Here is a 19405-nt window from a genome sequence, read left to right as displayed (position 1 = left end):
ATCTTTTCGATAACAGAAAGAACAGCTTTTTTTAGCTGTTCTTTCTGTTATATTTTTGTTTTTTCAGAGGTTTCGTTTAGATGTGCGTGTCAACAATCTAGTAGAAGCGTTCCTTGTTGCATGTTTTATGCTAAATTCCTTGAAGTTTACAGAATTCGGGATTACTGGTTTAAAGTTAGCTCTAAGTATGTTTTACCGCTAACAATCAGGTCTTGCCGTTCAGATAAACTGATGGATCTTTACTTTTCGGCCGCTATTTCTCGCAACTCTTATTAAATTTTGCGGTTAAATCTTGATTTTTATATACGATTGTGATTCTTTTTGCATGATTGTGCAATATTTATTTTTTTATATAAGATTATGTATTTATATTTATAATCAAATACCTAAGCCAAAGCGAGTTTTATCTACAAACGAGCCCCAACTTATACTTATTAACCAAATCAATATTAATCATGATCAGAAATTTATTTTTCTTGATTCTCTTGTTTTTAGTGGGATTAATGCATTCTCATGCACAAACCAGAATAACTGGAGTTGTCAAGTCGAGCGCCGATGGTTCGCCATTGATTGGCGCCACAATTCGGAACGTAGAAACACGGGCTGCAACGTCTTCTGCTGCGCATGGGGTATTTACTATCTCTGCGAACGTTGGCGAAACACTCTCTTTTTCTAGCGTAGGAATGACAACCATCACCTTAAAAGTCGATGGTAAACCCATCGAAGTCTTTTTGGAACAAAGAGGGGATGCGATTGATGAAGTCGTAGTCACCGCTTTTGGCGTGGAACGCGATCGAAAGTCATTAGGCTATTCTACGCCGAAAGTTGACGGGGATGATGTTTCAGAAACACAGCGGGAAGCCTTTTTCCAAGGCCTTCAAGGGCGGGTTCCGGGATTGTCTATTAACTCCAGTAGCGGTATGCCTGGAGCTTCGGCACAGATTGTTCTTCGCGGTTTCAGTTCGATTTCAGGAGACAACAGTGCATTGATTGTCGTCGATGGAGTTCCAATTGACAACTCTACGCTAAACGAAAAAGACCTAGCCATAAATGGTGCGAATCGGGATTTAGATTATTCAAATAGGGGAATGGATATCAATCCGGAGGATATTGAATCCTACACAATTATGAAAGGTCCCGAAGCTACTGCGATGTATGGTAGCCAAGGTGCTGGTGGAGCTATTTTGATTGTCACCAAAAAAGCAAAAGCTGGAGCATTTGCGGTCAACTACAATTATTCAACACGTATTGAAACAGTGAATCGTTTTCCGGAACGACAGTATAAATATGCACAGGGGGTTAACGGAAATTATGACGGTGCATCAGCCAACTCCTTGGGACCGATTTATCCAGACAATGTGAAGCTATATACGAATAACGTTGATGATTTTTTCACGACAGGCTATAATCACAAACACAACTTATCCATATCAGGAGGAAATGACCGCGTTTCTTATCGATGGTCGAATGAATACAATGAAAATGCAGGGATTGTGCCCAACAGCATGTACAAAAGAATGTCGTCTAGGCTGAATAGCACAGTAAAATTAAGCGATAAGTTGGATTTCAATACATCCTTTAGTTACATTTATTCAGACAATGACAAGGCGAGGAGAGGTCTTACAGGTTACTTGATGACTTTAATGCGCTTTAATCCTTTGTATGATATCAAGGATTGGATCGATGAAAAGGGAAATCGTGTATTGCATTCGGGCACGATTTACAATGAATTGGATAATCCATTTTGGGATGTCTATAGAAATATTGCATTTGATGAGGTCAACCGTGTTTTAGCAACAACGAATGCAACGTATAGAGCTACAAAATGGTTAACCTTTAATGGAACATTCGGATTAGATTATTCCTTAACACATGGAGAAAGTGTTTATCATGCACAATCTTATTCTGGTTCGGGTTCCTCAGCAACACCAAGAGGTGGAACGATTAGCACCTATGATCGCTCGTCTAGAACGTTGAGCGGTAATTTCGCTGCACGTGCTCGTACAAATCTTGGAAAGAATTTTAATTTGTTGGCAGTTTTAGGATCAAATTTCAATGATTTTAATTTTGTTACAAATTCTCAATATGGAGAAGATTTCTTCGATCCAGATTTTTACAACATCAATAATACTTTTCCTGATACTCGGAATGCGCGCAGTATTCAAAATCATTACCGAACCATTGGTTTCTTTGGGCAAACGGTTTGGGGATATCAAGAATTAGTGTATTTGACTTTATCGGGTCGCATGGATGGCGCATCTCGCTTGATGCCAAATAATCCATTTTTTGCTTACCCTTCAGCCTCTATTGCCTTCAATTTTACAGATATGCAATTTTTCAAGAATAATGTTCCTTGGTTAGAAGATGGAAAGTTAAGGAGTTCGGCTTCTTTAACGGGTAAAGCGCCATTTATGACGTATTTCACTCGGTCCTCGATGGAATCCAAATTCTCTACCGGTGGAGGATATGCTTATGGAGTCAACGGAGGAAATGATGATCTTCAAGTGGAAATGACCGAAGATTTCGAAGCAGGGGTTGAATTTTCGTTATTGAAAAAACGCTTAGCGTTTGATTTTACCTATTATTCACGTTTGAGCAAGGATCAAATTATCTTGCCTCGCTTAAGTTATGGAACAGGTTTTATCCTGAAAATGATCAATGGAGGAGAGGTTAAAAATCAAGGGATTGAAATCCAATCGAGAATTAAGCCGATTATTTACAAAGATTTTGCTTGGGACCTGATCTTTAATTTTACAGCAAATAAAGGAAGAGTTTTATCCTTAGCAGAAGAATTGCCAGAGTTGTATGAATCGGATACTTGGGTTTTAGCCGGAATCCGTACTGCGGTACATCCGGGATACAGTATCGGTGCTGTCAGCGGTACTCGCTTTGAACGAAATGATAATGGAGATGTGCTAATCAATCCATCGACAGGACTTCCGATTGCAGGTAACGGACGTTATTACCCTATCGGTGACCGGATGCCAAAGTTTACATTGGGAACCATCAATAAATTTACTTACAAAGCTTTTGACCTGAATTTCCTATGGGATTTGCGTGTTGGCGGAGATGTGGTTAATGGATTAGATTATCGCATGTTTATCTATGGTCTTTCTAAAAAATCATTAAACCGAGAAGAGCCAAGGGTTATTACGGGAGTTTTAAAAGATGGCTTAGAAAATTCGGCTACGCCTACAGAAAACAGCATTGCCGTAACTCCATACTATAGCTCGACTTATTATACAACAAACTTCGAACCTCAACAATTCGTAGAGAAAGACATTTGGACTTTGCGCTTGCGCGATATTTCTTTACGTTACCAGCTTCCAAAATCAGTAATGCGCCGTTTGGGTGAAAAAACTTCAATGAGCGTTTTCATGACGGTAACTGACTTGCTGATGTTTACTAATTACACAGGATTAGATCCTGAAAGTAACATTAACACTCCGGGTGTTGGAGGTATTGGAGGTTACGGTATTGACTTCGGTAACATGGGCAAACCTCGCGGTTTTAATTTTGGTTTGAGTTTAAATTTATAGAATTATGAAAACGAAATATTTGTGGATTAGTGCTTTCTGTATTGCAAGCCTATTTTCAAGTTGTAAAAAATACCTGGATATAAATACAAATCCTTCCTATCCGCAGGATGTAAAAGCGGAATTATTGATTGCCCCGATTATTTATCAAATGGCAAATGGCTATATGCAGGATTCTCGGATGATGAATAAGTTTACCCAAAATCTTCTCGGAGCCTCGACTGATTTGTCAAGTTTTATCTGGGAACGTCATGGCTATCCTGTCGAAAGTGATGTAGGAGGCGTGATGTGGCGCATGGTTTATTATGATCATGGACATAATTTACGGTTGATGATTGAAGATGGAATCAAAAATGAGAAGTATGAGTATGCTGCAATTGGCTACGCCATAAAAGCTTGGGGATACCAGATGCTTACCGATTATCATGGGCCTGTGATCTTAGACGACGCATTGAATCAAGATCTATTAAAGTTCACTTACCAAGAACAAGACGAGGTATATGCCAAAGTCAGGGAATGGTGTGATTCATCCTTATTTTATTTGGCAAAAGAAAGCCCGTTAAATTATTCTGCCAATCTTAATTCTGTAAAAGGGGATAATTTGTACCGGGGAAATAAAGACCGCTGGAGGAAATTTATCTATGGTTTAAAAGCGATGCAGTATGGACGTTTAGTCAATAAAGCCGCATATAAAACAAATTATGCAGATTCAATTATTAAATATGTGGATTTGTCCTTTGCGTCAACCGCAGATGATGCGGGCGTAAAATTTGCGGGAACGAATTCTAGCAATTCAAATGTAGTCAGTGCTGAATTCGGTTTCTACACATCGGTGTATTACAACCGTGCGGGATTGCCTGTCTTGCGTTATTTGACAGGAGGCTTGCGTGGAGATCCGATTGAAGACAGCAAAGAGTCCATTGATCCTCGCCTAAGCCGGATGCTTAATTTTAGACCGCTTGATAGTATATATGTTGCCGGCACACCGCTTGTTTCAAATACCACAGTTCCTAACATTTTGGGAGTCATTAATGTAAACAATGAATATCCTGGAAAATATATTTTCAAGAAAGCGCAGGATTTCCCAATAATGACATATGCACAATTGCAACTGATTAAGGCAGAGGCGGCATTTATTAAAGATGATAAAGCCACCGCGTATGAGGCCTACATCCGCGCTATCGCAGGACATATGGACTTTGTCAACAAATATGCACAGGCAGGGAATAGTGGCGAAACAGCGATTACTCAAGCAGATGTTACAGCTTACCTAAGTAGTGATGAAATTCCTCAGACTGCTGCTGATCTAACGCTGGCTGATATTATGGGACAAAAATACATCGTTCAATGGGGCTATGGCGCATTAGAGCAATGGAGCGACATTCGGAAATACAATTACGACCCATTGGTATTCAGGCAATTTGTCCAATTACAGGCTTCTCAGCTAGAATACCAAAAATACAGTTACCGTGTTCGTCCGCGATACAATTCTGAATTTATCTGGAATTCAGCGGAGCTGGAAAAATGGGGCGGTTTAGAACCAGATTATGTGACTAAACCTGTATGGTTTGTTCTATCTGATAATTAATTAAAGAAGATGATTATGAAAGTATATAAGAAATTTTTGATTTTCGTTGGTCTGCTGTCTTTTATGTCTTGCAAAGAATCCGTTCAGGATTTTGGAGATTTACAATTCATGACAGATAACGATGTTATTGTAAAAATAAATATGGCGTCGGTCTATGGCGATGACCGCTACATGTATGTAAAGTTTAATGACAGAAGAGTTACGCCTTTAATTCGGGCAAGAGAACCGTATCCGGGCGGAGGTTACAATACCCGCGGTGATTCAAGACCTGATTTCCTGAAAGTTGCCGGCGGCAATGTCAACGTGAAAGTCTGCCTGCCTCATAAAATAGACAATGGAATGGATTCGATCGTGCTCAATGAAACGATGGTCAATCTGCAGGGCGGCAAGCGGTATACATTGCATATTACCGATACGGCTCAATTTACAAAGACAATCGTGACGGATGAAGATTTAAGCAGGCCTGATTCTTCGTTTGCAACCTACCGTTTTGTGAATTTAATGCCAAATGTTCCTTCCATAGATTTGTATTATGGTTTTTTCAACAATACGGCTGCGGGGCAGAATGCAAGTCAGGATTCATTGGTGGCTAAAGACATCAAGTTTGGAGAGATTTCAGAGTATTTTACATTGCATAGAACGGCAACCAGAACTTGGAAAATCAGACCTAGTGGCGCCGAAGTTACCAATGCAACTGTGCTGGCTTATTACGCCAATGTGAATTCAACCTTAAATAGTCGCTCATATACGGCCTACGCTTTGGGTTATCAAGGCCAAACAAGTGCGATTATGAGACCATATGTATCCTTCTTCTTAGTTCGATAAATTATGAAAAGAGAAACTATCAATTTTACAATGAGAAAGTTTATGTTGCTTTCGATAGGCACGATGCTGATTGCATCAAGCTGTAGCCGCAGGGATGATTACCCAAATTTTGACGACAAAGAGGTCGTTGAGGAGGTGGTCGATGTAATTCCACCAGATAATACAATCAGTGAGATTACCCAAAAAATAATTGACCAAACGAGCTTAATCGCTAAATTTCAGATTGATTCAACGACCGAAATTGCGGCCGGTGTTCAATATACGCATATGCGTTTTTTGAATGCACTGGATCAGCAAATAAGCATGACCATTTTAGAGATCGACCGAGCGCAATCGCAAGTGAGTAGCATCGCGATGAGTCCGTTCAATGATGTATTGTATTCGACTCAATTTTTAGCGGATATGGCGAAAGATAACGAAATCAGTCCGCCACTAAGAATTATTGCGGCGATTAACGGTGATTCATTTACAACTGGGATTCCCACAGGTTCTTACATCCGTTACGGACGGCAAATTAAGGTCACCACAACGACCGCGACAGTTAATACGCGTCCATTTTTTGCGGTAAAAAAAGATGGCACCATGTTTATCGGTAATCGGGTAGATGCAACGGTACCTTTAGATCCGTATGACTTAAATGATATTTCGCATTTGGTCTCTGGCTCAAACTGGTTATTGTATCGGGGAACTAGCGTTGAGAATGCCGCTGTTGCTTTATCGGCTCGTACAGCAATTGGCTTAAGTCCAACAAAATTATTCTCGATTGTGGTCGATGGCGACAATCCGAAATTCTCCGTAGGATTAAAATTAAATGATGTTCGAGATGTGATGAAAGCAATCGGTGCTGTGGACGCTTTTCAGTTAAATGCAGGACAAACTTCCGCTTTGGTGGTAAGACATCAATCGAATCTCCGTCCGATAACTTGGGAAGTTAAAAACTTCCCGACCACGCCTACTGGTTTGGCTACGGCGACAGGCATTGGTTTTTTAGTGAAATAATTTAAAGTAACTTTAAAAAAAAATAACAAGCTGTTGAAAAATTTATTCTCCATACTATTTATAGTTATCTTTTCGTATTCGCTATCGGCGCAAACATTTAAGTTTGCGCTGGTAACGGATACACATGTTGGCGGATCCACAGGCGCTGATGACTTGCGAAGGACTGTCGCAGATTTGAATAAGCAGAATGATATTGATTTTGTTATTCTTTCTGGCGACGTGACCGAATTCGGGTCGGATGAGGAATTGCGCTTGGCCAAGCAGATTTTAGATAGCCTAAGATTACCGCTGCACGTCATTCCAGGAAATCACGACAGCAATTGGTCGGAGAGCGGAGCGAATACATTCAAAAAGACGTTTGGAGCCGAAACTTTTTCCTTTGCCCACAAAGGCTATCTGTTTTTAGGAAATGCTTCGGGGCCAAATTTAAGAATGGGGCCAGGGCAGATTCCTAGAGAGCACTTAGTCTGGATGGATTCTGTTTTTGCAGCAAATCCGAATGTAGAAACCCCAGTTATTTTTATCAACCATTATCCGCTGGATTCTTCATTGAACAATTGGTACGACGCCATAGCGAAATTGAAAACCCGGAACATTCAACTGTCTTTATGCGGACATGGGCATTCCAATAGATTATATGATTGGGAAGGAATCCCCGGAGTCATGAACCGCTCTAATTTAAGGGCTAAAGAAGAAGTCGGCGGTTATAACATCATTACTATCGATGGAACTTCAGCGAGCTTTCGAGTGCGGAAACCACGGCAAGAGATGCAAGGGCCTTGGCTTACTGTTGCCTTGAAAAATCATTATTTTTCGAATGACACAGCAAAATATCCTCGGCCAAGCTATGCGGTGAATGAGAACTTTCTAAAGCATGCTAACATCGAATGGACTTTTCAAGATAACAGCGATTTGATTGCGGGTATTAGTTCTGAAAGCAACTTGTTTTTTACGAGCAATACAGTTGGTGAAGTATATGCTTTGAATGCCAAAACAGGAAATCAAGTCTGGAAATTCTTAACCGGAGGAAAAATCTATTCGACTCCGGCGGTAGGTAAAAATACGGTTGTCGTAGGTTCTTCCGATGGATATATCTATGGGATTCATGCGAAAACCGGAAAAGAGCTCTGGAAAGTAAAAACCGATAAAGCCGTGCTTGGTTCGCCTAGCATTGAAAAGGATATTGCATACATTGGTAGTTCCGATGGAATATTTCGGGCCATTGATGTCCATTCCGGAAAAGTGCTTTGGCAATTTGACAAAGTCAACGGATTTGTTTCGACAAAACCCACATTATATAAAGATAAAGTGTTATTCGGTTCTTGGGAAAATGGATTTTATGCATTGGACAAAACCAATGGAAATCTAATCTGGGAATGGAATAATGGACATGCCAATCGAATGTTTTCGGCCGCGGCATGTTATCCGGTTGCAGTCAATGACCGTATCTTTATTGTTGCACCTGACCGCTTCATGACTTGCCTTGATGCGAATACCGGAAAAGTAATCTGGCGCGAGAAGAAAGACCCTTATCGGGTCAGGGAATCGATGGGACTATCTGCTGATGGAACATTGGTGTACGTAAAGACGATGGATGGCGAATTGTTAGGCATTTCTACGGCTGCGGATACAATGGAAATTGCATTTACGTCTACACTAAAACTTCCTTATGAAATTTCGCCAACGGCAATCTCTGCGGATAAGAACTTGGTTTTAGTTCCGAACAACAACGGACTCTTGTCGGCTGTGGATGCAAAAACGGGAGAAGTTGCTTGGCAATATAAAATTTCAAACGGATTGATTAACCCTTTATATTTTAATGGGAAGACAATTGTGGTTTCAGCGATGGACGGAAAAGTTTCAAAATTGAAAATAAAGTAAGCCGAAAATACGTTAAACGTAAAGATTGGTTTGTGTAAATTATGATGAATACTCGTTTTTTTTAGATTAAATTCATGCAGCAGATGAATTGTATGGCTGATAGTAAATTAGTTAACACATTCTTAAAATAAGAATCGTATTTTTAAAGAATTTTTATTTGCGTTTTTGTGCGGTATTCCAAAAAAAAGTGCAAATTTGTGTATATTGAATATTATAAAATGATAAGAGTTACCGAGAAGGAGTCAAATTACCAAGATTTAGACAAGATGTCTACTTCGGAATTGTTGACCAACATAAATACAGAAGACCAATCTGTTCCGCGTGCAGTCGAAAAGTCAATCCCTCAGATTGAAAAATTAGTGAATGTGGCGGTCGAGCGGATGAAAACCGGAGGACGTATCTTTTATATAGGCGCTGGTACGAGTGGCAGGTTAGGGATTTTAGATGCTTCCGAATGTCCGCCGACGTTTGGCGTTCCATTTGATTGGATTATTGGTCTTATCGCTGGAGGTGATACGGCAATTCGTAAAGCGGTTGAGTTTGCAGAAGATGATGTTGACCAAGCTTGGAAAGATTTGGACGAGTTTGGTGTAAATAAGAACGATATTGTGATTGGCATCGCTGCTTCAGGAACCACCCCATATGTTATTGGTGGATTAAAGAAAGCAAATGAAATGGGTTTGGACACGGGTTGCATTGTTTGCAATGGCGGTTCTCCGATTGCAGAAATCGCAAAATTCCCGATAGAAGTTATTGTTGGTCCTGAATTCGTAACAGGTTCGACACGCATGAAAGCAGGTACGGCTCAAAAACTTGTCCTGAATATGCTGAGCACGGCCGTGATGATTCAGCTAGGGCGTGTGAAAGGAAACAAAATGGTGGATATGCAATTGTCCAACCATAAATTAGTGTTGCGTGGCGTAGGAATTGTCATGGACGAAACGGGCGCTGATGAAGAAACAGCGACGGATTTGTTAGAAAAATTTGGCAATGTCCGCAAAGCAATAGAATCGTATCAAGAAACCCATTAACCAATTAAACAAACCTAAATTAACATGATGTCTCCAGCCATATTATTGACATTTTTGGTCGTATATTTTGCCTTGCTTTTGAGCGTGGCTTATTTTACTTCTAAAAAATCAGCCGATAATTCTACTTTTTTTGTTGCAAACCGAAATGCCAAATGGTACATGGTGGCTTTTGGAATGATTGGAACGGCGCTTTCGGGTGTTACGTTCATTTCGGTTCCCGGAGCAGTGGGCGTCAGTAACTTTAGTTATTTCCAGTTTGTTATCGGAAATGCAATTGGCTTTATCGTGATTGCGTATGTGCTTCTTCCGCTCTATTATCGAATGAATTTAACTTCGATTTATACCTATTTGGAAGAGCGTTTAGGGCACAAAAGCTACAAAACAGGAGCTATGATATTCTTGATTTCAAGAACTATCGGTTCGGCTTTCCGTTTGTATTTAGTAGGGATAATATTGCAACGGTATATATTTGATGCTTGGAATGTTCCTTTCGCAGTGACCATTATTATCTGCCTTGTGCTGATTTGGTTGTACACGAATAAAGGCGGATTGAAAACCATTATCATCACGGATACCCTGCAAACGTTTTTCTTAGTCTTGGCAGTGGTGCTGTCCATCTATTTTATGGCTGACGGTTTAGGCCTAAGTGTATTAGGAGCATTTGAAGCGGTTAAGGAAAGCAGTTATTCGACCATTTTTGTTTGGGAAGATTTCTTGGGAAGCAAAAACCATTTCTGGAAACACATTATCGGTGGTGCTTTTGTGACTATTGCGATGACAGGTTTGGACCAAGATTTAATGCAGAAAAACCTAAGTATGAAAACCATCGGTGAGGCGCAAAAAAACATGCTGACTTTCACCGGGATTTTCATCGTAATCAATTTATTCTTCTTATCGGTGGGTGCTTTGTTATACATTTACGCCGCGAAAAATAACATAGATGTAAGTGCTTTATTGACGCCAGATTATTTGTATCCTGAAATTGCTTTAAATTACTTGACCATCCTTCCGGGGATTATCTTTATGATGGGACTGACGGCCGCAACTTTTGCGACCACGGATTCGGCGCTAACGGCCTTGACCACCTCCTATTGTGTCGATTTCCTAAATTTCAACAAGAAGGAAAATCCAAATGACCCAGCATTGGTGAGAGTTAGAAACTATGTTCACCTCGCTTTTTCATTCCTGATTTTGATTGTGATTTTGGCGTTTAGAGTATTGAATGACGATTCGGTTGTCAATGCAATCTTTACGGCCGCAAGTTATACCTACGGACCTTTGCTAGGCTTGTTCTCGTTTGGAATTTTGACCAAATACAGAGTCAACGACAACCTAGTGCCTTATATCTGTCTGGCATCCCCAATCTTAATATACTTATTGAATCATTTTGTCGTCCAACCGTACACCTCGTACAACGTCGGATTCGAATTGATTATTTATAATGGTTTATTGACTTTTATCATGCTGTTGATTACCTCTCCGGGCAAACAAGTCAATCCAGAACGATTACCGACAGAACAAGCGTATTAAACTTCTAACGGCTATCGTTAGTTAAAAAATGAACGATAGCCTATTCTTTTGAATCAAATAAAAATAAATAATATTCAAAAAGAAAATAACGTTAAGTTTGGGTAAAATTGAATTTAACGTATGTATACAGATACTCAAGAAACGCTTAGCTTTATTCATCACCGCATAGGAGATTTTGTTCCCGAATTTGGGATTATCCTTGGAACGGGTTTAGGAAAGCTCGTCGATGAAATTGAAATTCAGCATCAATTGATGTATGCCAATATCCCCAATTTCCCGATATCCACAGTAGAATTTCATTCCGGCAGGTTAATATTTGGTCTGCTCAATGGGCGGAAGGTCGTAGCCATGCAGGGTCGTCTCCATTATTATGAAGGATACGACATGCAGGAAATTACATTTCCAGTACGCATCATGAAATTGCTGGGCATCAAAAAACTATTTGTCTCGAATGCTTCGGGTTCCTTGAATCCTGAAATCAAAAAAGGCGATTTAGGAATTATTGATGACCACATCAATCTGCTTCCGGATAATCCGCTTCGCGGAGCCAATGACGAACGCTTCGGACCTCGCTTCCCAGACATGAGCCGTCCCTACGACCCCGAAATGATTGCACAAGGGCTGGACATTGCTCGGAACCACGGATTTTCTGCACATAAAGTCGTCTATGTATCGGCTCCAGGGCCTAATTTAGAAACCCGCGCCGAGTACCGCTATATGCGCCTAATCGGCGGAGATATTGTGGGCATGAGTACCGTTCCGGAAGTCATCGTCGCCAACCACATGGGACTGCCTGTTTTTGCGATTTCGGTCATTACAGACGAAGGCTTTCATACCGACTTACAGCCCGTTTCGCTCAAAGAAATTGTCGAAGTGGCTTCATTGGCGGAGCCAAAATTAACAGCTATTTTAAAAGATTTAATTGCCTTGCAATAATTATACGTTTTTAAACTTTATTTTTGTGGGATATTATGGGTAGATGCGTAAGTATACATGGATAGTCTTAAGCGAATAGTACTTTTTGTTGCCTTGGTCTTTTGTCTTCAGCAGACGGCGTGGGCACAGATTGAAGAGGAAGAATTTAGTAGTGCTTTAGATTCAGCTAGGGCAAAAGAGGATAATAAAAAGGATTCCGTTGTGTTTACGGCTAAATATGTGCGTTACACGAATTTGGCAACATTAAAGAATTCGACCAAAACCTATCAAATTGATACGACCCACTATAATTTCCAATATTACAACAAGCAGAACCTGCCTTGGAATCCAAGCATCAACTTAGGTTCCTATGGTTTGGCAACGCGTGATTTATTGTTCACGCCCGATAAAAGCATTGGCTTCCAGCCAGGTTTTCATGCCATGGAGCGGTATCTATTGGTCGGCGATTCCATCGAATACTACCGAGCGCGAGCCCGGTATTCCGAACTCTATGCCGTCGGTTTCTTCTTCAATGACCAAGTCTTTAAGGCCAAATTAGCCCAGAACATCAAGCCAAACTGGAACATGGGCGCGGAATACAACGCGACCAATACAGACGGTTATTACACCAATCAAGATTACAACGACAGAAAGGGGAGCGTCTTTACTTGGTATGAGTCGACGAATTTGCGCTACAACATGTTGGCGAACATCACATTCAATACCTTGGTGGCGTCCGAAAATGGCTCCATCAGAAACGATAGCATTTTCGAGCCGAACAACAACGACGAACCTGCCTTTGCCAATCCGGTACGACTGGACGGTCAAAATGCCGACCGGCCCTATACCAAATGGATAGACAACTCAGCTTTTCTGCGCCAGTCCTATTTCATTGGGCGCGTAGATACCGTTTTTAAGGGAACGCCCGAAATGGAAATCCATCCGACCAATTCCATTGCCCACAACTCCTCGATTCGTCAGCGCAAGTTTGTGTTCTTCAAAAACGAAGAGGATGAATTTGGTGCTTTCCCGTATGGAGATTCGAAATTGACCAACGACACCACGTCCATCGTGACCGTGTCCAACGAGTTCACCTATAGTTTTCATTTGCGGGGCAAGAGCATGTTCAAGAACGAAGCGAAATTGGATTTGGGATTCCAGAACGACCTGATTTGGTTTAAGGATAGTTTGATGAGCGAGTTTTACCAGAACAGCATGGTCAAGGGAAATTTGGGCTATAAATTTTCGGACCGCGTTAACTTTGAAGCCAAAGTAAACCAGATTATTCTTGGACGAAATTTCGGAGATTACCTCTATGAAGGAAAGGCCGATGTCCTGTTGAGCAAGAATGCCGGACGTGTGAGCCTTGGCGCTTATTCGCAGAATAAATCGCCGGAAATGGCCTACGACCATATGGGATATACCTACGATAACTGGAGCCGGGAGTTCAGCAAAACCAAAACCCAAAACCTGTCCTTTGCCTATGCGAACGATAAGATTGGTTTCACTGGTAAAGCCGAATATTTCCTGATAAACAATCACCTTTACTTTAAGGAGGTCGACAATCCAAACGACGATGAGCAATTGCGCAGAAAGATTGAACCTGCTCAGCTCGGAAACGTGAACCTGCTGAAAATCTCGGTCGGACAGAAGTTTAAGTTCCGCCATTTTCACTTGGACAACCTAGTCGTGTATCAAAAAACCGATGAATCGGATGTGCTTGCCACGCCTGAATTATACACTTGGCATAGCTTCTATTACGGAAACATGCTGTATAAAGTGATGGATTTTAGATTGGGAATGGATGTGAAGTTCAATACACCTTTCGTTACGCCTTCGTATTCCATCAATTCGGGGCAGTTTTACAACGACAATGTGGGCCTTGAATTCTCCACTTATCCGGTTATCGACGTGTGGTTTACCGCAAACATCCGTCGCGTCAACTTATTTATCAGCTACAATTTCTTGAATCAGGGCATTTATCCAGAGGGTTATTACAGTGTTCGCCGGTATCCGATGAACAATGCGAATGCGCGCTTTGGAGTCTCTTGGAAGTTTTACGATTAAAAAATAACGTCTTTATAAATGACAAAAGCACTCGCTGAAGAGTGCTTTTTTTGTGGAGACTACTGGGTTCGAACCAGTGACCCCTACCTTGTCGAGGTAGTGCTCTAAACCAGCTGAGCTAAGCCTCCATTCGAATGTCACAAATATAAAAAAATCAGCCGATTTTTGATTCACTGAATCCTATTTTTTGAAAAAATGATTTGGGCGTTCCCCTAAAGGGTCGGGCTATCCGTTCCAATCTTTTGCTCGTTCCTCACAAAAGGATTTCCACTGCTATCCCTAACGCGGTTGGTGCGCAAGATGAAGGCCTCTGCTGAGCAACAGCATCGACAGCAAGGAAAATGTCCGTGTAATTTTCCGAGTTGCCCCTAGCGATGTTTTTCCGCTTCCAGTTGGCTACATCATGCCTACGGATGGTTGCTCTTTTTCCTTCGCGCGCGCAACTATTTTCGGCCTGCTTCCTCCGCTTCCGCACGGGAAACTTAGCTCCAAGCACCGCCAAAATCTACCCAAAGCTAACCGAACCCATTTTAAAGCCAATAGAGAGGGTTTTGTCCAAAAAAAAATGTTTCGGAAGGCAGGAAAAATGTTTCGGAGAGCAGGAAAAATGTTTCGGAGAGCAAAGAAAAAGTTTCTGAAGGCTCTCAGAAAGTTTCGGAAGGCAGAGAAAAAGTTTCGGAAAGCTCTCAGAAAGTTTCGGAACGGGTCTAAATAAGGTTCGGAAACCACCTGTTTGTATAGACTCGAACATAATAAATTGTGGTTCCGAAAAAATAATTACCTGCCTGAATAATACAATAAACAGTGATTTTCAAAACCACTAACCTGCTCATCGAGCGATAAACCTACCCGCCAACAACTTGTTTTTGGGTCAATCTGAATGAACAGCTTAGCGCCAATCAGGTATCAGGACTTTGTCCTGGAGAATTTAGCTTGCTCGATGCTTAAGCTTAGTCCTGCAAGTACGAGCAAGCAGGCTATTTCTTGTAGAATCGGAAGCGACTACAGCCTTCGGTATCTGGCTTTTGGTTCATTCGCTTTCGCGAGAAGCGAGCTAAGCCAATTCGAGCAGAATAAATCCATAGCGACCAAAGGACAGCATGTCCAATAGCTGATGCTCAGCAGGCTCTGCGTTCTGCGCCTTGACAAGCGGAATCCGGCATTGGCCACCGGCCAAAAAAGAAAACTTAGCGAAAATAGAGGATTAATGTACAGGATGCGCATGGCGCTAAGCTCGCTGTAAAGGAGATTTGATAACCTAAGAAAAGTAGGGCTGATAGGGAGCAGAAACAAAAAAAGCATCCTTTTTGGGGATGCTTTGGTGGAGAATACTGGGTTCGAACCAGTGACCCTCTGCTTGTAAGGCAGATGCTCTGAACCAGCTGAGCTAATTCTCCTTTTTCTTTTTATAAACTTTTCAAGTTTGGAAAACGACGCGACGTTCTGCGTTGTTTGTTGGTGGAGAATACTGGGTTCGAACCAGTGACCCTCTGCTTGTAAGGCAGATGCTCTGAACCAGCTGAGCTAATTCTCCATTCCGCTAATGCGTGTGCAAATATAAAAGTTAATTTCCAGTTTCAAAACATTTTGTCAATATTTTCCGCGCTTATTCCGCAACTGGTTGAATTTCCTTGACTTTCATTTTATTGGGAGCCTCCAAATACGAATGTATTGCCGAATAAAGCTAGCTAATTGGGCGAATAATCAGGCATTGCGAAGCATCAAACAAACTTAGATGCGCAAAAAAACAAAGGTCAGGCTGTCGAACGAATGCGTGCCCGGCTTGTAGTAAGGCATTCCTAAATAGATGTTGCTGATTCCGGTGCCCAAGATGAGTTGCTCATTCTTCCTCAAGACTGCAAAGGGTTTGCGCTGTTTCTCCTGCCAGCCAAAAGCATGGTAGTAGAAATCTCCTGATAAAGTATCGTTATTTATTTTTCCGCGGATATCGCCTGCGTCGACGGCATTTCCGGGACGGACGATTTTGTATTTGCCATAAAATTCATTGCCCGATGTGTGCAAATCGATGTAAGCGGTGTCTCGTTTGTAAATCGCGCGGTACTGCTCCGGCGATTTTTGGCTAGGAGTGCAGGCTAGAAAAAAAATAAAACTAAGGCTTAAAAGGAACAAGGCGGAATGAGTCATTTTCGAAATAGCTAAAAGATTGTTTACGTTCAAAGATACTCATTTGCTCTTGATATGGTGGTTGCTCAATCTTTCTTAACCGGATTTAATCCATAGCATTTTGTCCATAGCAGGAATGCAAAACCGAGCAACGTTCCCCAAGCGTCATAATAGGCATCGATGATGTCGGGCGTGTTAATCAGCGGTATCCATAGCTCGTAGATAAAATTTGCGAAGAGCAACACCAGACCGAAAGCGACAATTGCCTTCAATGGAACGCCCATAAAAAGCCAGAAATAGCCGATGCCGGAGAAAAGCAGGTAGCTGATGCAAAAATTTGAAATATGCTGGTAGAAATCTGGAAAAGCCTGCATCAGATAATCGACCCGCAAGCCCGGATTATTCCGTCCGAGGAATAAAAGAAAAACAGCAATCAGCAAGACAAAAAAGAGGATTGTCGTCGAGATTTTAGGCGTATATTTTAATGTTTGTAGCATGTTGGGTGGTTCTTTTACTTACTTGAACAGGCTGACAGCGAATTGGTTTGGATAGTCGGGCAAAAGAAAGGCGTTTTCTTTGCTGAAAACGCCTAACCAAAAGTAAAATAGGCGTCTTACTTATATAATATTCTAAACTTGATGGTATTGTCTACCTGTTTTAATTGACGCAATACTTTTTTATCATACGCATCCTGAATGTCAGTTACTACATAGCCTATCTCACCGCGCGTCATCAAAAACTGCGATAAAATATTGATTTCATTCTCTGCATAAATCGTATTGATTTGCGCCAGGACACCCGGAACATTCTTGTGGATATGCAACAGGCGATGCGCCTTTGTCAGCTTCGGAAGAATCAAGTTTGGAAAATTCCGGCTCATGTCCGTATCGCCATTGTTGATAAACGATGCCATCCGGCGAGGAATAAATTCCGCATTTCTGCTTTTCCCTTTTTTATCATCGAAAACCACAATTCCTTTTTCATTGCAGATTTCTTTCGAAATGTATCCTCTGCAATCGCCTAGGTAACCAATGGTTTTCAACTTGTCAGCGCGCTCAAGCTGTTCGTTCGGGACGCGTACATGGTTGCCCAAAAGCAACAAGCCCACGTCTTTCGTGTATTTCTCCTCAAACGTATCTTTAATGCGGATGGAAAAACCATCCCGCTTCAGGATATGCGACGCAATCTCAGGAACTTCGCCAACAATCAGGCATAAAATCCGATTCTTTGGATAAGAAATTGCCCTCGGCAAATCATTCACGTACAAAAACTCATCAAAGCTCGGTGTAATATGGTCCGCTTTTTCCGTTACGCTGGTCCTCGAAATATTTTCTGTAAACGCATAGAACGTTTCAATCAGTCCGGATTCTTTCAGCTGAAAATCAGAATATCCATCACCGATTCCATAAATCTTACCTTCTAGTTTCAATTGCTTTAGCAATTTCACTTTTCCGCCTTCTTCCGACAGCGGATTGTCCATGTCGTAGCCAATGATTAAATCATCCTCATCAAAAAGAAAGGTGTTCGCATAAATCTGGTCTTTTTTGATATGGTAAGGCGCGACAACAGGCGTGATAAATTCTTTGAACCCACCCGAAACGATTAAGGTGTTTTCCGAATGTTCTTTGAAAAAGCTTCGGTTTCGGTTAAAGGATGGCGACACTTTTTTCTTGAGGTGCGAAACCAGCAAATCCAAATGCGTCTTGTTCGCCTGCAATAGCAAAATACGTCCGGCAAGGCTTTCTCTGAACGAAATCTTCCCATCCATCGCCAGGTTGGTCAGCCGTTCTATCTCTTCGTAAATTTTTTCTCTATCGGGATTATTCGTTAAGGAAATTCTGGCTAGCTCATCTAAAGCTTCAACTTGCGTAAATGTGCTGTCAAAATCAATAATGTAATAATTTTTCACGTTGGGTTAACTTGTTTTTGGGTAATATGTTTCTTGGATTTCTTTTAATATAGCATCAGCTGATTTGAATTCAAAACCAGTTGCTTGAATGATTTTATCGTTTGTATACGCCAATTTACTCGCCGATGCGCGAGCCGATTCAGCGGTCAAAGCTGGCCTGCCTCCAGTAAACAAAGAAATTACCTTTGCTACGCGCCATGCTATCCCAAGCATAAAGGGCTTTGCTTCGATTGTAGGTGCTGGCTTATCCAGCAAAATGCTGATTCGCGTCAGCAAATCTTTGTTCGTTAAATTCTCGCTGTTCAGGATATAGCGTTCGCCTGTAATTTCGGTTTTTCCCATGAGTTCAATCATGACCTTGGCAACATCAACCACATCCACAATCCCAACCGTTCCGGGAGGATAGATTTTCAATCCCTTGTTGACCATATTGAAGATAACTCCCGAACCTTTCGTTCCCGAGCCAGGCCCCATAATCACAGATGGATTTACGATGACGGCATCCAAACCTTCGACGATTCCGCGCCACACCTCCATTTCGCTTTCATATTTCGACAGCGAATAGACGGCAATCTGCGGGTCGCGTTCCCATTTGTCATCTTCCGAAACCGGCAGGCCTTGCTTGTTGGTTCCCAGCGCCGCAATCGAGCTCACATGCAACAAACGCGCGCCATGCTCCATACAGAGGTTGACCAAATGTTTGGTGCCTTCAATATTCGTGTGCAACATGGATTTGGCATCCGCCTTTTGGTAGGAAATCTTTGCTGCGCAATGATACACCTGCGTAACGCCATCGAAAATTTCAGAAAGAGCGAAATAATCGCTGATATCGGCATCAATCCATTGAATAAGGGAAGAGGATTTTAAGATATCCGGAATCGTGGAACTCGCTCGTTTAGTAGCCAATACATCCTTCCCCTCCTGAATAAGCAAATGTATAACCGTTGCCCCTAAAAAACCTGTTCCTCCAGTAACTAAAATCATTTTTCTAACGAATTGT

14 protein-coding genes and 3 tRNA genes are annotated in these 19405 nt (G+C 41.6%); 10 read left to right on the top strand and 7 right to left on the bottom strand.

Annotation, left to right across the window (positions count from 1 at the left end; genetic code table 11):
* Positions 1-455: 455 nt before the first annotated feature.
* The 9 genes from C4F49_RS09685 to C4F49_RS09645 all read left to right on the top strand — a co-directional run bounded on the left by C4F49_RS09685 (position 456) and on the right by C4F49_RS09645 (position 14372).
* The gene (locus tag C4F49_RS09685) at positions 456-3539 is read left to right on the top strand and encodes a SusC/RagA family TonB-linked outer membrane protein (protein WP_231388259.1); all 3084 of its coding nucleotides are present in this window, start codon (positions 456-458) and stop codon (positions 3537-3539) included.
* Between the two features lie 4 nt (positions 3540-3543).
* Positions 3544-5124: a SusD/RagB family nutrient-binding outer membrane lipoprotein gene (locus tag C4F49_RS09680; RefSeq protein WP_196935656.1), complete on the top strand. Its 1581-nt coding sequence runs from the start codon at positions 3544-3546 to the stop codon at positions 5122-5124.
* A gap of 15 nt (positions 5125-5139) precedes the next feature.
* Positions 5140-5949: a DUF4397 domain-containing protein gene (locus C4F49_RS09675; protein WP_196935655.1), complete on the top strand. Its 810-nt coding sequence runs from the start codon at positions 5140-5142 to the stop codon at positions 5947-5949.
* A gap of 3 nt (positions 5950-5952) precedes the next feature.
* Positions 5953-6948: a phosphodiester glycosidase family protein gene (locus C4F49_RS09670; RefSeq protein WP_196935654.1), complete on the top strand. Its 996-nt coding sequence runs from the start codon at positions 5953-5955 to the stop codon at positions 6946-6948.
* A gap of 33 nt (positions 6949-6981) precedes the next feature.
* Positions 6982-8829, top strand: coding sequence for an outer membrane protein assembly factor BamB family protein (locus C4F49_RS09665; protein WP_196935653.1), 1848 nt, complete (start codon positions 6982-6984; stop codon positions 8827-8829).
* A gap of 218 nt (positions 8830-9047) precedes the next feature.
* Entirely contained in the window at positions 9048-9860 is an 813-nt protein-coding gene (murQ, locus tag C4F49_RS09660; protein ID WP_196935652.1) for an N-acetylmuramic acid 6-phosphate etherase, read from the top strand.
* 27 nt (positions 9861-9887) lie between these two features.
* Entirely contained in the window at positions 9888-11390 is a 1503-nt protein-coding gene (locus tag C4F49_RS09655; protein ID WP_196937242.1) for a sodium:solute symporter, read from the top strand.
* Between the two features lie 120 nt (positions 11391-11510).
* On the top strand, positions 11511-12326 hold the full coding sequence (locus tag C4F49_RS09650; RefSeq protein ID WP_196935651.1) for a purine-nucleoside phosphorylase: 816 nt from the start codon (positions 11511-11513) through the stop codon (positions 12324-12326).
* A gap of 57 nt (positions 12327-12383) precedes the next feature.
* Positions 12384-14372, top strand: coding sequence for a putative porin (locus C4F49_RS09645; protein WP_196935650.1), 1989 nt, complete (start codon positions 12384-12386; stop codon positions 14370-14372).
* Positions 14373-14425: 53 nt separating this feature from the next.
* Here the strand turns inward: C4F49_RS09645 and C4F49_RS09640 are convergent.
* Positions 14426-14500 (bottom strand) — tRNA-Val (locus C4F49_RS09640).
* Between the two features lie 812 nt (positions 14501-15312).
* Here C4F49_RS09640 and C4F49_RS09635 point away from each other — a divergent pair.
* A complete protein-coding gene (locus C4F49_RS09635) occupies positions 15313-15483 on the top strand; it encodes a hypothetical protein (RefSeq protein ID WP_196935649.1) in 171 nt (56 codons plus the stop codon).
* Positions 15484-15691: 208 nt separating this feature from the next.
* On the opposite strand, the gene C4F49_RS09630 is transcribed toward C4F49_RS09635, so the two are convergent.
* The 6 genes from C4F49_RS09630 to C4F49_RS09605 all read right to left on the bottom strand — a co-directional run bounded on the left by C4F49_RS09630 (position 15692) and on the right by C4F49_RS09605 (position 19389).
* Positions 15692-15769: transfer RNA gene (locus C4F49_RS09630), tRNA-Val, on the bottom strand.
* Between the two features lie 59 nt (positions 15770-15828).
* Positions 15829-15906, bottom strand: a tRNA-Val gene (locus C4F49_RS09625).
* A gap of 197 nt (positions 15907-16103) precedes the next feature.
* Entirely contained in the window at positions 16104-16517 is a 414-nt protein-coding gene (locus tag C4F49_RS09620) for a hypothetical protein (protein WP_196935648.1), read from the bottom strand.
* Positions 16518-16582: 65 nt separating this feature from the next.
* Positions 16583-16993 (bottom strand): hypothetical protein, encoded by a 411-nt coding sequence (locus C4F49_RS09615; protein ID WP_196935647.1) that lies wholly within the window; start codon positions 16991-16993, stop codon positions 16583-16585.
* Between the two features lie 116 nt (positions 16994-17109).
* Positions 17110-18405: an HAD-IB family phosphatase gene (locus C4F49_RS09610; protein WP_196935646.1), complete on the bottom strand. Its 1296-nt coding sequence runs from the start codon at positions 18403-18405 to the stop codon at positions 17110-17112.
* 6 nt (positions 18406-18411) lie between these two features.
* Positions 18412-19389: an NAD-dependent epimerase/dehydratase family protein gene (locus C4F49_RS09605; RefSeq protein WP_196935645.1), complete on the bottom strand. Its 978-nt coding sequence runs from the start codon at positions 19387-19389 to the stop codon at positions 18412-18414.
* Positions 19390-19405: the final 16 nt, after the last annotated feature.

Origin of the sequence: Sphingobacterium hungaricum (assembly GCF_015210005.1) — a bacterium.
Classification (GTDB): Bacteria; Bacteroidota; Bacteroidia; order Sphingobacteriales; family Sphingobacteriaceae; genus Sphingobacterium; species Sphingobacterium hungaricum.
This window is presented reverse-complemented; position numbering and strand designations above follow the sequence as displayed.